The 14,809-nt window shown below is 70.2% G+C and carries 10 protein-coding genes; 5 read left to right on the plus strand and 5 right to left on the minus strand.

Features of this window, described 5'->3' with window-relative positions; translation table 11 throughout:
* Nucleotides 1–14 precede the first annotated feature (14 nt).
* On the minus strand, nucleotides 15–944 hold the full coding sequence (locus tag ACZ60E_RS35575) for an ABC transporter permease (RefSeq protein WP_384808944.1): 930 nt from the start codon (nucleotides 942–944) through the stop codon (nucleotides 15–17).
* Between the two features lies 1 nt (nucleotide 945).
* A complete protein-coding gene (locus tag ACZ60E_RS35580) occupies nucleotides 946–2,535 on the minus strand; it encodes an ABC transporter substrate-binding protein (protein WP_469445943.1) in 1,590 nt (529 codons plus the stop codon).
* Nucleotides 2,536–2,794: 259 nt separating this feature from the next.
* Between ACZ60E_RS35580 and ACZ60E_RS35585 the strand changes: the two genes are divergently transcribed.
* The 4 genes from ACZ60E_RS35585 to ACZ60E_RS35600 all read left to right on the plus strand — a co-directional run bounded on the left by ACZ60E_RS35585 (nucleotide 2,795) and on the right by ACZ60E_RS35600 (nucleotide 7,091).
* Nucleotides 2,795–3,775: a 2-hydroxyacid dehydrogenase gene (locus tag ACZ60E_RS35585; RefSeq protein WP_469445945.1), complete on the plus strand. Its 981-nt coding sequence runs from the start codon at nucleotides 2,795–2,797 to the stop codon at nucleotides 3,773–3,775.
* A gap of 70 nt (nucleotides 3,776–3,845) precedes the next feature.
* Entirely contained in the window at nucleotides 3,846–5,120 is a 1,275-nt protein-coding gene (locus tag ACZ60E_RS35590; RefSeq protein ID WP_469445946.1) for a glucarate dehydratase family protein, read from the plus strand.
* A gap of 16 nt (nucleotides 5,121–5,136) precedes the next feature.
* Nucleotides 5,137–6,114, plus strand: coding sequence for a 2-hydroxyacid dehydrogenase (locus tag ACZ60E_RS35595; RefSeq protein ID WP_469445948.1), 978 nt, complete (start codon nucleotides 5,137–5,139; stop codon nucleotides 6,112–6,114).
* A 53-nt stretch (nucleotides 6,115–6,167) separates the two neighbouring features.
* Complete coding sequence (locus tag ACZ60E_RS35600; protein ID WP_469445950.1) at nucleotides 6,168–7,091, plus strand: 5-dehydro-4-deoxyglucarate dehydratase; 924 nt, start codon at nucleotides 6,168–6,170, stop codon at nucleotides 7,089–7,091.
* Between the two features lie 40 nt (nucleotides 7,092–7,131).
* Here ACZ60E_RS35600 and ACZ60E_RS35605 read toward each other — a convergent pair whose 3' ends face one another.
* The 3 genes from ACZ60E_RS35605 to ACZ60E_RS35615 form a co-directional block, all read right to left on the minus strand.
* Nucleotides 7,132–8,625: a family 43 glycosylhydrolase gene (locus tag ACZ60E_RS35605; protein ID WP_469445951.1), complete on the minus strand. Its 1,494-nt coding sequence runs from the start codon at nucleotides 8,623–8,625 to the stop codon at nucleotides 7,132–7,134.
* Nucleotides 8,622–11,873, minus strand: a complete 3,252-nt coding sequence (locus ACZ60E_RS35610; protein ID WP_469445952.1) for a discoidin domain-containing protein — start codon at nucleotides 11,871–11,873, stop codon at nucleotides 8,622–8,624. The genes ACZ60E_RS35605 and ACZ60E_RS35610 overlap by 4 nt, the downstream gene beginning before the upstream one ends.
* Nucleotides 11,874–12,138: 265 nt before the next feature.
* The gene (locus ACZ60E_RS35615; protein ID WP_469445954.1) at nucleotides 12,139–13,167 is read right to left on the minus strand and encodes a LacI family DNA-binding transcriptional regulator; all 1,029 of its coding nucleotides are present in this window, start codon (nucleotides 13,165–13,167) and stop codon (nucleotides 12,139–12,141) included.
* Between the two features lie 205 nt (nucleotides 13,168–13,372).
* Here ACZ60E_RS35615 and ACZ60E_RS35620 point away from each other — a divergent pair, with 205 nt between their 5' ends.
* Nucleotides 13,373–14,689 (plus strand): ABC transporter substrate-binding protein, encoded by a 1,317-nt coding sequence (locus tag ACZ60E_RS35620; protein ID WP_469445956.1) that lies wholly within the window; start codon nucleotides 13,373–13,375, stop codon nucleotides 14,687–14,689.
* Nucleotides 14,690–14,809: the final 120 nt, after the last annotated feature.

Consider the following 14,809-nt stretch of genomic DNA (forward strand, 5'->3'; position numbering starts at 1 on the left):
GGTGCTTCCTTCGCTCACGCCGGCACCGCCAGTCGCACACGGGGGTCGGTCAGCGCGTGACAGACGTCGACCAGGATGTTGAGCGCGAAGATCGTCACCGCGGTGAGGAGTACAGCCGCCTGGAGGACCGCGAAGTCGCGCTGGAGGATGGAGTCGATCATGAGTTTGCCGATGCCCGGCCAGCCGAAGATCGTCTCGACGATCACCGCGCCGTTGACCAGGCCCACCGCGAGGTCGCCGGCCACGGTCAGCACCGGCGTCACCGCGTTGCGCAGGGCGTGGCCGAAGATCACCCGCTGAGGTGTGGCGCCCTTGCTGCGGGCGATCTTGACGTAGGGGGCGGAGAGCGCGGTGACCATGCTGCCGCGCACGACCTGGACGAGTACGCCGAAGGGCCGGATCAGCAGGGTGGCGACGGGCAGGACCCAGATCTCGGGTCCGCCGAGCGTGCCGGAGGTCGGCAGCCAGCCGAGGCTCACTCCGAAGACGAGCACGCCCATGATGGCGAACCAGAAGTCGGGGATGCTGGCGGCCGTCATCGACAGCAGGCTGGCGATCCGGTCGACGAGCGAGTTGGGGCGGTAGGCGGCCAGGCTGCCGACCAGCAGCGCTCCGGTGATCGCGAGCAGCATGGTCACCCCGGCGAGCTGGAGGGTGACCGGGAAGGCGTCGAGCACCATCTCGGTCGCCGGCTGCCCGGTCCGCAGCGAGGTGCCGAAGTCCAGGTGGGCCGCGTCGACGAGGTAGTTCCACAGTTGCGCGGGGATCGACAGGTCGAAGCCCTGGGCGGCGGAGAACTCGGCGCGCTGCTCGGCGGTGGCGCTCAGGGGCAGGTAGAGGTCGACCGGATTGCCGGTCATCCGGGCCAGGAAGAAGACGCCCAGCACCACGCAGAACAGCGGGACGGCACTGGAGATCATGCGTTTGCGCAGGAAGGGGATCATGTCAGTCCTTCGCCCCCTCGGCGGGACCGACCTCGGCCAGCCGCATTTCGTCGCCGGTGGCGGAGTTCGGTTCGTACCGGATCGACGGTGACAGCCCGAGCAGTCCGCTCATGTGGGCGATGTGGGTGTACTGGACGACGGTGTCGTTCTGGTCGGCGAGCAGTTCGGCGAAGGCATGCTGGCGCTTGTCGCCGGACAGCAGGCCCGCGTCGGCGATGCGCCGGTCGAGTTCCTTGCTTCCGAAGGTGGACTGCGGGCCGTCGCTGAGCAGGTACTGGCTGGCGGTGAAGGCCGCGTCACCGGCCTGGTTGCCGTGCATGATCAGCAGGGCGATGGGGCCGACGTTCTTCGGCAGCGGCCTGAGCTGGTACTGGAGCTGGGTGGCGGTGTCGGCCATGCGCACCTTGACGTTCAGCCCGATCTCGTTCATCTGGTACTGCAGCGCCTCCGCGGTCTCCGAGACCCCGGAGAACATGCCGTTGCGGGCGACCAGGGTGATGGTGCGGCCGGTGGGTACGCCGTCGGCCTTCGCCTCCTTCACCAGGGTGCGGGCCTCGTCCACGTTCTGGCGGGTCGGCTCGATCGCGTCGCTGTGGCCGACCACTCCGGGCGGTACGAGCTGGCCCGCGGGTTCGGCCAGTCCGCCGAGCAGGGCGTCGATGATGCCCTGGCGGTCGACGGCCAGGTCGATCGCCCGGCGCACCCGCAGATCGTCGAGCGGCGCCTCGCGGCCGTCCAGCCGCAGCGCGGTCGTCTCGTTGTTGGGATAGGAGGCGGTCGTGTCCTTCTCCGCCTCCATCGAGTCGAGCGCGACGGCGATCTCCGCCTCGTCCTTGTCGATCATTGCGGCCCGGACACTCGCGTCGCTGCGCCAGACGTAACGGGCCCGGGGAAACGCGGGAGCCTTGCCCCAGTAGTCGTCGTAGCGGCTGAGGGAGATCGCGGTACCGGCCTGCCACGAGCGCACGGCGTACGGGCCGGTCCCGATCGGGACGCGCACCTTGGCCCTGGTGCCGGTGGAGCGCGGCACGATCTCCACGAAACTCAGGCGCAGCGGCAGGATCGGGTCGGGCTCGGGCGTGGTGACGGTCAGCCGGTTGTCGTCGACCGCCTTCACCTTCAGGTCGTCGTCGCCGAAGACATAGCCCTCGACATTGCAGGCGAGGTCGGAGTTGACCGCCCGGTCGATGGAGAAGGCGGCGTCCTTCGCGGTGAACGGCTCACCGTTCTGGAAGGTCACCCCGCCGCGGGTGTCGAAGGACCAGGTGCGCGGGCCGGTCTGCTTCCAGCCGGTCGCGAGCAGCGGACGCAGTTCGCCGGAGTCGGGATCGCGTTCGACGAGCGGCTCGGTGATGTTGGACCGGACGACGACGCCGGTACTGGTCAGTGAGGCCTCGCAGGGCTCCAGCGTCGGTGGTTCCTGGGTGAGCACCACGCGCAGGGTGCGGCCGTCGGCCTGTCCGGCGTCGCCGCCGGCGCTGTTGGCCACGGCACAGCCACTGGACACCAGCACCGTGCCCGCCAGCAGCAGGGCGGTCGTCGGGCGGGGCCGCCGTCGGCCGGGCGGAAGGGAGGAAACGGGGGACTTCATCGTCGGCGTATCTCCGGGGGAGTGCTGATGTGTCACGTTCCGAGTTCGGGCCGACCTCCTGAGCTGTTTACACTTACGTACTCGGTCCGCATCTGTGAACGCCGAAGCTAAACCGGTGCCGTGGCAGCGTCAAGGGATGCGCGTCGACGGATCTGTGACCGTCACCGCCCGCTGCCGGGCGACCACCGTCCGGCCCGACCGCCCCGGTGTCCCGGACACCGCACGTCACCGAACCTTCTGCCCTGACGGGAGTACCACCATGTCCCACCCCGCCACCCCCGACGGCCTGGCCGCTCCGGCCGCCCCCGGCACCGTCCTCCAGGTGTCCCCGCTGCTCCCCGCCCTGGAGAAGGCGCTGGCCGAGCGGCACCGCACCGTGCGGCTGCACGAGCTGCCCGACCCCGCGGCCTACCTGCGCGAGGAGGCCGGTGACGTGGTGGCCGCGGTGACCAGCGCGCGGTTCGGCGTCGGCAACTCCCTGATGGACGCGCTGCCGCGGCTGGGCGCGATCGTCCACTTCGGCGTCGGCTACGAGACCACGGACGTGGCCCACGCCCGGGCGCGCGGCATCGACGTCAGCAACACCCCCGACGTGCTCAATGACTGCGTGGCGGACCTCGCGGTCGGCGGTCTGATCGACGTCATGCGCGAACTGTCGGCCGCCGACCGGTACGTACGGGCCGGCAGGTGGGGTGCGGCGCCCTACCCGCTGACCTCCCGGGTGAGCGGCAAGCGTGTGGGCATCCTCGGGCTCGGCCGGATCGGCCGGGCCGTCGCGCGCCGCCTCGAAGGCTTCGGCACGGACATCGCGTACTGCTCGCGGACCCCGGTGGTCGACGTCCCCTACCGCCACGTCCCGACCGCGCGGGAGCTGGCCGCCGGGTGCGACGCGGTCGTCGTCACCGTCGCGGGCGGGGCGGGCACCCGGGGGCTGGTCTCGGCGGAGGTGCTCGACGCGCTCGGCCCCCGGGGTTTCCTGGTCAACGTCGCGCGCGGCAGCGTCGTCGACGAGCCCGCCCTGGTCGCGGCGGTGCGGGAGGGGCGGATCGCCGGTGCGGCGCTCGACGTCTTCGCCGACGAGCCGAACGTGCCGCGGGCGCTGCTGGAGTCGGACCGGGTACTCCTGCTGCCCCATGTGGCCAGCGGGACGCACGAGACCCGGCAGGCGATGGCCGACCTGGTCCTCGACAACGTCCGGCGGTTCCTGGCGGAAGGGGTCCTGCTCACCCCGGTTCCGTGATCGGCCATTGACAGCCGCGAGGGTGGCTGTCTACAAATGAGAACGCGGACTACATATGAGGACGGCATTCATGGCAGGGAACGCAGCACGCATCGCCGACGTCACCGTGACCCCCGTGGCCTTCAAGGACTACCCACTCCTCAACACGGTCGGGGTGCACGAGCCCTACGCGCTGCGCACGATCGTCGAGCTGACCACGGAGTCCGGTGTCACCGGCATCGGGGAGACCTACGGCGGCACGGTCCACCTGGAACGCCTGCGCCGCGCCGCCGGGGAACTGGTCGGTCTGGACGTCTGGAACCTCAACGACCTGATCGCCCGCACCACACGCGCGCTGGGCCAGGACACCTCCGGCGGCGACGGCATGTCCGGGATGGTCACCGGCAGCAGCGCCGTGGACCGCGTCATGTCGCCCTTCGACGTCGCCTGCCTGGACATCCAGGGCAAGCTGCTCGGCAGGCCGGTCAGCGACCTGCTGGGCGGAGCCGTTCGCCCCTCGGTCCCCTACAGCGCCTACCTCTTCTACAAGTGGGCCGCACACCCCGGACAGCCGGACGACGACTGGGGCGCCGCCCTCGACCCGGCGGGCCTCGTCGACCAGGCCCGCCGCATGATCGACGCGTACGGCTTCTCCTCCATCAAGCTCAAGGGCGGTGTCTTCCCGCCCGACGAGGAGATCGCGGCGATCAAGGCCCTGCGCAAGGCCTTCCCCGACGTGCCGCTGCGCCTCGACCCCAACGCCGCCTGGAGCACGGAGACCTCGCTGCACGTCGCCCGCGAGCTGGACGGCGACCTGCAGTACCTGGAGGACCCGACCGAGGGCATCGACGGCATGGCGGCCGTGGCCGCGGGCACGCGGACACCCCTGGCTACCAACATGTGCGTCGTCTCCTTCGACGACCTCGCCCCGGCCGTGGCCCGCGGCTCCGTCGGCATCGTCCTGTCCGACCACCACTTCTGGGGCGGGCTGCGGCGCGGCCTCCAGCTCTCCGCGATCTGCGACACCTTCGGCCTCGGCCTGTCGATGCACTCCAACTCGCACCTCGGCATCAGCCTCGCCGCGATGACCCACCTCGCGGCGGCCACCCCGCGCCTCACCTACGCCTGCGACACGCACACGCCCTGGAAGCAGCCGGACGAGGACGTCGTCGACACCGGGGTCCTGAAGTTCACCGAGGGCCGCGTCACCGTCCCGACCGCTCCCGGCCTGGGTGTGGAACTGGACCGGGACGCGCTCGCCCGGCTCCACCGGCAGTACCTCGACTGCGGACTGCGCGACCGCGACGACACCGGCTACATGCGCACCGTGGACCCCTCCTTCCCGACCGAGACCCCCCGGTGGTGACCCGACCGTGCACATCATGCTCAACCACCGCATCCTGAGCCGCTTCCACGAACCCCTCAAGGCCCGCGCCGAGGGCCCGCACACCTGGCTGGAGTCCTTCGACTGGACCCCGGACCGGATCTCCGAGGCCCTCACCGACGCCGAGGTGTTCGTCGGTTCGCAGCTGCGCGCCGAGGACGCCCGGCGCGCCGGACGGCTCCGGCTCGTGCACGTCGTCGGCGCCGGCTACGACGGCATCCCGCTGGACGCGCTCGGCCCGGAGGTGTCGGTCGCCACCACGCACCACCACGGCCGTTCCATCGCCGAGCACGTCCTCATGTCCGTCATGATGCTGTCCCGCGACGTCCTGGGCGCCGACCGCGCGCTGCGGGCCGGACAGTGGCGCAACGTGGCCGTCGACCCGCAGCTGCCGTTCGGGACGACGCTGGAGGGCCGCCGGGTGGGCGTCATCGGCTTCGGCGAGACCGGCACCGAGGTCGCCCGCCTCTGCCAGGCGGTCGGTATGCGGGTGCGTGCCGTGCGGCGCGACCCCTCCGCGCCGGTCCCGGCGGACCTGCGGACCGACTGGATCGGCGGCAACGACCGGCTGCCCGACCTGCTGGCCGAGTCCGACGTCGTCGTGGTCACCGTCCCCCTCGGCCCCGCCACCCGCGGGCTGATCGGCCCCGCCGAACTGGCGGCCATGGGACCGGGAACCCTGCTGGTCAACGTGGCCCGCGGCCCGGTCGTCCAGGAGGACGCGCTCTACGAGGCCCTGGACACCGGTGTCATCGCCGGGGCCGCACTGGACGTGTGGTGGTCGGGCCCGCCCCAGGCACCCAGCCGGCTGCCCTTCCACGACCTGCCCAACGTGCTGATGACCCCGCACCACTCGGGCCACACCACCGACACCTTCGCCGCCCGCGCGGTGGAGATCGCCGACAACATCAACCGCCTGGAGCAGGGCCGCCCGCTCACCAACGTGGTGCGCGCGGGCGCCGCCACGGCCACCTGACCCGGCGCCCGCGCCCCCTCACCCCCGCCCCCCCCGCCCCACTGCCCCAGGAGTTGGAGACCCCCATGCTCGAAGGCGTCCTCTTTTTCCCCGTCACGCCGTTCACCGATCTCGGTGAGGTCGACCTGGCCGCCCTGCACCAGCACGTCTCGACGGGGACCGCCGCCGGCCCCGGCGGCGTGTTCGTCGCCTGCGGCACCGGTGAGTTCCATGCCCTGGACGTCGAGGAGTTCACCGAGGTCGTACGGACCGCCGTCGACGCGGTGGCCGGCCGGGTCCCGGTGTACGCCGGGGCCGGCGGCTCGCTCGGGCTGGCCCGCCGCTTCGCCCGCGCCGCCGCCGAGGCCGGGGCGGACGGCCTGCTGCTCATGCCTCCCTACCTCGTCGACTCGCCCGCCGAGGGCCTGGTCGCGTACGTCCGCGCGGTCGCCCGGGAGACCTCCCTGCCGGTGATCGTCTACAACCGCGGCAACGCGCGCTTCGACGAGCACACCGCGTCGGAGGTCGCCCAACTGCCCACGGTCACAGGCTTCAAGGACGGCACCGGCGACCTCGATCTCGTCGCCCGGATCATTCCCGCCGTACGTGAGTCGCTGAGCGCGTCCGGCAAGGAGTTCCAGTTCTTCAACGGCATGCCCACCGCCGAGGCGAGCCAGCAGGCCTACCGCGCCCTGGGCGTGAAGCTGTACTCCTCGGCCGCGTTCGCCTTCGCGCCCGACATCTCCCTCGCCTTCCACCGCGCGGTGGAGGAGGACGACACCCAGCGGGTCGACGCGCTGCAGCGGGCCTTCTTCCACCCCCTGGTCAGGCTGCGCAAGCGGGTCCCTGGCTACGCGGTGGCCCTGGTGAAGGCGGGGGTGACGCTGGAGGGCAGCAAGGCGGGACCGGTCCGCCCGCCCCTGACCTCCCTCGGTGCGGGGGAGATCGAGGAGCTGGCGGCCATCATCGCCGAGGGACGCGCCGTGCTCGCCTCCTGAGAGGTGCACGGGAGGTCCGTGGGAGGTCCGTCGGGCGGGGTCACTCGCCCGACGGCACGGTCTGGGCGGCGCCGAGAGCCACCGGGGTGCCGAAGTTCGGTGTGCCGTCGGCGTTCCAGGTGAACTTCTGTGCCCGGGTGCTCCGGTTCATGTCGCAGCCGCCGGAGGCGGAACTGTTGGCGTGGTAGACGATCCAGTCCTCCGTCCCGTCGGGCGACTTGAAGAAGCCGTTGTGCCCGGGCCCGTACACACCAGTGGCGTTGGACCGCTGGAAGACGGGGTTCGGCGACTTGACCCAGGACGACGAACTGAGCGGATCACCGCCGTTCCAGGTGAGCATGCCCAGCTTGTAGTCGGGTGTGGAGCAGTGGCTCGCGGAGTACACGATGAAGGTTTTCCCGCCGCGCTGGAGGACCTCGGCGCCCTCGTTGACCGCGCCGCCCACCGTCTCCCAGCTGTACGTCGGCGTGGACAGGACACGGCGGGTGCCGCTCGCGGTCCAGGGGTTCGACAGCGGCCGGACGAACATCGGCTGCGAGCCGTTGTAGAAGGTCCCCAACAGGTAGAGATTGCCGTTGAGTTGAAGGATGCCCGGGTCCAGTTCCCAGGTGTTGTCCTGGGTCGGGTCGAGCAGGTCGGCCTTGAAGCTGTAGGGCCCCATCGGGTCGAGCCCGGCGCTCTCCAGCACATGGATCCGCTGGGTGCCCAGGTCGTACGGCTCCCGCCCGGCCGTGTAGTAGAAGTACCACCGCTTGCCGTTGGGGCCGTCGAGCAGATGGAACTCGGGGGCCCACATGGTGCCGGCCCCGTTCGGCCGGGTCAGGTTGAAGACCACCTGCTCGGCGGCCGTGGCAAGACCGCCCAGGGTGGCCGACCTGCGCATGGTGACCGTCGAGTTCCAGGTGGTCGTGGCGAGGTAGTAGTAGCCGTCGTAGTAGGTGAGCCAGGGGTCGGGCCCGCGCTGGGCGAGCGGATTGGTGAACGTGCCCGGGCTCGTACCGCCGCCGCTGAAGCCGGGCAGCCGCCACACCCTGCCACCGGTCGCGGAGCACGGCAGCTGCACCAGGTTGGTGTTCGAGGCCGACGAACCACCGCTCGGCGCCACGCACTTGCCGGAGCCGACGGACACCAGGTTGAAGGTCCGGTCCGTGCCCGACACCGTCACCGGGACGAGCCGCCACTGCTGGTTCGTCGCGCTGTGGCAGGGCCACTGGATGACCGCGGCGTTGTCCGCCGTCGAAGCCCCGGAGACATCGACGCACTGACCGGACTGCGTGGTGATCGTGTACGTGTCGGTCGTCCCCGCGACCAGGGTGTATCCGAAGTCCTGGTTCGCGCCGGAACTACAGGTGAAGGCGCGCAGCTGAGCGCCGTTGGCCGACGAACTATTGGGCAGGTCCAGGCAGTTGTTGCCGTTCTGGTTCACCCCGGCCGAGGTGAACGCCACGGCGGCGGAGGCGGGCGGCGCCACGAGGAGGGCGACCGCCAGCGTGAACAGGGCGACGAGCGCGGAGAGACATCGGGAACGGGTCACGGGCCGTACACCTTCGCTTCCAGGAGGCCGACGGAGTTCGTGCCGTTGCCCGTCAGCAGCACCCGGAGCCGCGTGGTACTCGTGGGCGTGAAACTGACGGAGTTGTACTGGTTCCTGACCACCGGATAGGTCCCGGCGCCCGGCACATCGACATAGGCGCTGCCGTTCCAGTACTGGAGCTTCCACGAGGCGGGCATGTCGATGCCCTGGTCGTCGTCGAAGAAGTAGACCTCGGCCCTGGCCAGGTTCTTCGCCGAGGACCAGGTCAGGTCGACCCACTGCTGACCCGTCTCGGGCCAGCACCCCCAGCGCGCGTTCACCGTGTCGTTGGACGACGGCGGATCGATCCCGTCGTTGACCGCGGCGACGCTCTCCCAGGACGAGGTGGCCGACGCGGACGCCGTCGCCGACCCGGCGAGGTTGGCGGGCGGCTGGACACCGCCCCGGTGGAACACCTTGACCTCGGTGAGCCCCGTCTTCGCCCCGGAGGCGTTGGTGGCCAGGACCCGGATGCGCTGCGCGCCGACCGCCGGGAACCGCACCAGGTTGTAGTTGGCGCGCGGCACGGCCGGACTCTTCGTCTGGTCGGCCACGTTCACCCACGAACTGCCGTTGTAGTACTGGATGGTGTACGCGGACGGCGCCCGGTAGGTGGTGCTCGCCGGCCGGCTGTCCTTGAAGTGCAGCCGCACCTCGTCGAGTGTGCGCGTGGCGCCCAGATTCAGCTCGTACCAGTCCTGGCTGTTGGGGGAGCCGCCCGCGCCCCAGAAGGGTTCGTTGGTGGGATAGCCGTCGACCGCCCCGGCGACCGTGGCGCCGGATCCGGTGTGGGAGGCGGTCACGGTCGCGCCGGAGGCGAGGTTGGGCAGGTCGGCGGTGAGGTCGACGCCTGCCTTGGCGAGCATGTCGACCATCCGGGGGCTGCTCTGCACGACCTGGTTCGGGGCCTTCAGTCCGGCGACGGACGTGTGGTGGGTGACCGTGCCGCTCGTGGTGACGTCACCGGTGGCCGGGTCCCAGGTGAAGGGCACCAGCGAACTGACGGTCGCGGCCCGGTTGCCGTTGACGTAGATCGAGTAGCCCTCCGGGACACCGGGGTAGCGGACCACTCCGTCGGCGGGGTCGTCCCAGACGATGGTCAGGTCGGCGCCCCGGTAACGGAGGTTGTTGACGGTGAAGTGGCTCCAGCCGATGTCGATCGGGGACAGCTCGACCTTGGCGTCGCTGCGCGGGCGCAGTCCGGCGACGTCCTCGATCACGGTCCAGTTGCTGCTGCCCAGGATGTTGTGGTGGATCCAGGAGCGGTAGTCGATGCCGGTGCCGTTCCAGTCGGCCCAGAATTCGTTGGCGTCCGGCCACTGGGTGTTGCCGCCGACGTACTGCGCCCAGGTGTTCCAGTACAGGAGCTTCTTGTAGTCGGTCGCGTTCATCCAGGAGTTGGAGTAGTTGCGCAGCACAGAGGAGTAGAGGCGGAACTGCACGGTGGAGTTGATGGTGGAGAAGTTGTTGGAGCCGGGGTTGCCGGCGTCGGCCGCCGCCTTCTTGTCGACCTGGTTGGCCGTGTAGAAGGGGAACACGGGGTACTGGGCGGGGTCGTCGTACAGGCGCAGGGCCTGCTTGTACGTCGCGGTGTCGGGGACCGCGCCGACCGAGAACGGGTAGTAGTTGTTGATCTCCTTCCAGGGCACCCATTCGTTGGTCGACTTCAGCCGGTGCTCGAAGAGTTGCCGGTTCGGATTCCAGAGCACGTTGACGATCGCGTCCTTGATCTGGGTCGCGAGCGTGCGCATCTCGGTGGCCTTGGCGGTGTTGCCGGTCGCCTCGTAGGCCTGCGCGGCGGCGAGCGCGCCGCTGTACTGGTAGGCGGACTCGGCGCGGTCCATGTTCCCGGGCTTCCAGTGGAAGGACACCGCGTCGGCGTCGTTGCCGGTCAGCGCGCCCCAGTCGTACTCGATGAGCTTGTTGTTGTCGTGGTCGTAGTAGGCGAGTTGGCCCTTGACGTCTCCCTCGGCGTAGCGGGCCAGGTTGGCTGCGATGCCCGGCTGGCCGCCGTGGATCTGGTAGCTCTTCCAGGCCGCCTCGGCGATGTACTGGGTGTAGCTGTTGGACCAGTTCTCGGGGTCACCCGGATTGTCGAGGAACCGGGCCCCCTTGGAGGTCTGGCCGACACTGAGCCAGTCCCCGTACGCGTAGGACGGATCACGCAGGTACTTGAGGTCGTCGATGTGCATCGGCTGGGTCAGCGCGATCGCGTTGTTGTAGCCGAGGACGCCCTCGGTCGAGGTCGGGAACTGGAAGGTCTGCCCGGGGATGTCGGCGTCGAGGCTGTTGAAGCGCATCAGCCACCAGCGGTAGTAGATGTTCTTCTTGATGGCGCCCTCGGGCACGTCGATGTAGGGCACGTTCTGCGCCCACCACAGGTTGTAGGCCCTGACATGGGTGGCGAACGCTGTGGCGGCCGAGTAGCCCGCGTAGGCGTTGTACTCCGTGAGGGACGCGGGGATCTCGTCGGTGACGAAGCCCATCACCACCTTGGTGGTCACGGTGGCACCTGCCGCGATCGTCACGGACCGGTTGAGCCCGCCGCTCGAGACGGCGAAACCGTCACCGGTCAGGCGCGGGCGCACGGTGGTGAGGTTGTTGTAGGCGTTGACCTGCCCGGTCAGCTCACTGCCACTGCCGGAGGTGGCGTACGGGGAGGTCGCGCGCAGTTGCAGTGTGGTGGCGGCGCTGCCGTTGTTCCTGATCGACAGGTTCGTCACCGCGACGTTGTTGTCGGTGATGAACTTGGTCTGGTCGACGCTCAGCGACCCGCTGGTGTGCACACTCTTCCAGTGGCTCGGCGTCTGCCGGCGCTGGGCGACCTGTTCGGTGAAGGTGCCGGGCGAGATCGCGACCGAGTAGGCGTTGTTGTCGTTGATGCTCTCCCAGTAGGCGACGTGCCCGCCGAAGCCGAGCACCGCGGGGTCGTGGGTCTTCATGAAGAGCGCACGGCCGCGGCTCATCAGCCAGGGCCCTGCCGGGTCGTTGCCGGTACGGGCCAGCAGCCGGTCCATCCAGAAGTCGGTGCCCGAGCTCTCCGCGTCGTAGATGCTCCGCATCATGTCGCCGGTCGTGTGGGCGACGGGCGGGGCGGGGATCGCGGGGCCGCTGAAGGTGGGGAACCCGATGGTCTGCGCGGCGTGGGCGGGCGTCGCGGTGACGACACAGCCGATGACGAGAGCCAGGGCGACGAGGAGCCGCTTCATGACAGGGCCCGTCGTCCACGGGGTCCGTGCCGGGAGGAGGTGCGGTCCGTTCTGATCGGTCTTCTCATCGGAGCTCCCTGTCCAGTTGTGTTGTGCTCATGACATGCCTGCTCATGGCATGTATCCGCATGTATCCGCAGGAACCGGTGCACGGGGAAGCGCTGGAGAGTGAACGGTGAAACGACCTAAAAGGTTTTCGCAACGTAAATCTGTGCTCTGGAAGTGTCAAGAGGGTTGAGTGCGGCCCGAGTTCACGCCCCGGCCGTCAGGACAGGGCCGCCGTGGAGCCCCGGATCACCACCCGGCCGGGCTGGCTCTCCACACCCGAGCGTCGTGTCCCGGCGATCGCGCCGAACAGGGCCTGCGCCGCCGCCCGGCCGACCTGTTCGAGGTTCATGTCGACGCTGGTCAGCGGCGGACGCGAGGCCGAGGTCAGCACCTGCCAGTTGTCGAAGCCCATGACCGCCACGTCCTCCGGCACCCGGTGCCCGCGCTCCCGCAGTACGTCCATCACGCCCCGGGCGATCTGGTCGCTGCCGCACAGCACCGCGTCCACGTCCGGATGCCGGTCGAGCAGCATCGCGGTGGCCGCCCGCCCCCAGCCCTCCGACCACACCCCGAACCGCGGTTCGCCGACCAGGGAGAGCCCGGCGTCGTCGAGCGCGGCCCCGGCTCCCTCGGCCCGCTCCCGCGCCGCGAGATACCCGGGGTCGCCGGTGATGTGCGCGATCCGCGTCCGGCCGCAGGCGAGCAGATGGTCCACCGCGAGCCGGCCGGCGCCCACACTGTCGGGGACGATGGACAGATCCGCCGGGTCCTGTGAGGGCGCGTACGCGTAGACCACCGGGACGGGCAGTTCGCTGCCCAGGGACGGCCGCGGATCGGTCCTGCTGCCCACCACGATCAGCCCGTCGACCCGGCGGCCGAGCAGCGCGCGGACATGGTGCTGCTCGCGGATCGCGTCGCCCCGGGCGTCGCAGAGGAACACCGCGACCGCCCCCGCCCCGAACGCGTCCTCGGCGCCCATCAGGATCGGGATGCTGAATCTGCCCTCCAGGTCGCTGGTGAGCAGGCCGACGGTGCCCGTGCGGCCGGCGAGCAGGCCGCGGGCCAGCTGGTTGGGCCGGAACGACAGCCGCTCAGCCGCCTCGACCACCCGCTGCCGTGTCTCCTCCCGCACCTGGGCGCGGCCGTTGAGCGCTTTGGAGGCGGTGGCGAGGGACACGCCCGCCAGCCGGGCGACATCGCTCAGCGTGGCGGGCCCCGAACGAGCGGGGTCGGTGGCCTGGGCCATGGGTGTTCTCCTGTCTCGCGGCGCGTGGGTAAACCGTACGCGAGAGGGTTTCGGCCGAGGCGCCTTCAGGATGTTCTTCCGGGACGCACCTGGTCCCGGACTTCCCCTCCGTGCAAGGGGATTGACGGGTGATGAGCCGCGTCCTAGCTTTCAGAAAGGCTTTTCGGTTTCTTTCCGGCGCAGAACCCACACGAGGGGGATCGTTATGGGGAGCACGACCGGACCACCCGGACGTCGTCGCCGGCGCGTCACCGTCGCCGTCGCGCTGCTGGCCGCCGCGAGCCTGGTCACGGCGTGCGGCTCCGGGGACGACGGCCCGGACGACGGGGGCGGTGGCGGGGCCGGGGACGCCAAGGGCACCGACGACGGGGCCACCCTCACGATGTGGACGCGGGCGGCGACCCGGCCGCAGAGCGAGGCACTCGTCAAGGCGTACAACGCGAGCCACGAGAACAAGGTCGAGCTGACCGTCGTCCCCACCGACGACTACCAGGCCAAGGTCGGCGCGGCAGCCGGGTCCAAGGACCTGCCCGACCTGTTCGCCTCCGACGTCGTGTTCGTCCCCAACTACACCTCCAGCGGCCTCTTCGCCGACCTCACCGAACGCATCGACGCCCTGCCCTTCGCCGACGACCTCGCCCAGTCGCACATCAAGGCCGGTACGTACGAGGACAAGAAGTACGTCGTCCCGCACACCCTCGACCTGTCGGTCCTCTTCTACAACAAGGACCTCTACCGCAAGGCGAAGCTGGACCCCGAGAAGCCGCCCGCCAGCCTGGCCGAATGGGACCGGCAGGCACGGGCCGTGGACAAGCTGGGCGGGGGAGTCGACGGCACCTTCTTCGGCGGCAACTGCGGCGGCTGCGGCGTCTTCACCTGGTGGCCGTCGATCTGGGCGGCCGGGGACGAGGTGCTGAACGAGGACGGCACCGCGGCGACACTCGACTCCGCCACCGCCGAGCAGGTCTATGCCGCCTACCGGGGCTGGGTGCAGGACGACATCGTGGCGCCCGGTGCCCGCGACGAGACGGGCACCACCTGGACCGGCGTCTTCCCGAAGGGAAAGGTCGGTGTCATGCCGATGCCGTCGACCACCCTGGGACTGATGCCCAAGGACCTCGACCTCGGGGTCGCGCCCATCCCCGGACCAGACGGCGGCAAATCCACTTTCGTCGGCGGCGACGCCATCGGCATCTCCGCCACCAGCAAGTCGGCCGACCAGGCCTGGAACTTCCTCGCCTGGTCCCTGGACGACACGGCGCAGATCGACGTGGTCGCCGCCCACAAGGACGTGGTGGCCCGCACCGACCTCGCGTCCAACAAGTACTCCGAGGCGGACCCGCGCCTGGTGACGATCAACCAGCTCGTCGCCGACGGCCGCACCCCGTACGCCCTGAAGTTCGGCCAGACCTTCAACGACCCCAACGGCCCCTGGCTGACCCTGATGCGCGACGCGGTCTTCGGCGACGAATCGAAGGTCAAGAAGGACAACGAGGCGGTCAGCGCGTCACTCGCGGACTGAGCGCCGACCTCTTGGAGGACAGGGGCGCAGCCCCGTCCTCCAGAGGCGCGGGCAACTGCGCGCCCAGCCCCCACGCACCCGCACCCACACGTCCTCCCCCCGCACGCACGCACACCCACA

The sequence above is a fragment of the Streptomyces sp. NPDC102514 genome (genome assembly GCF_055584525.1).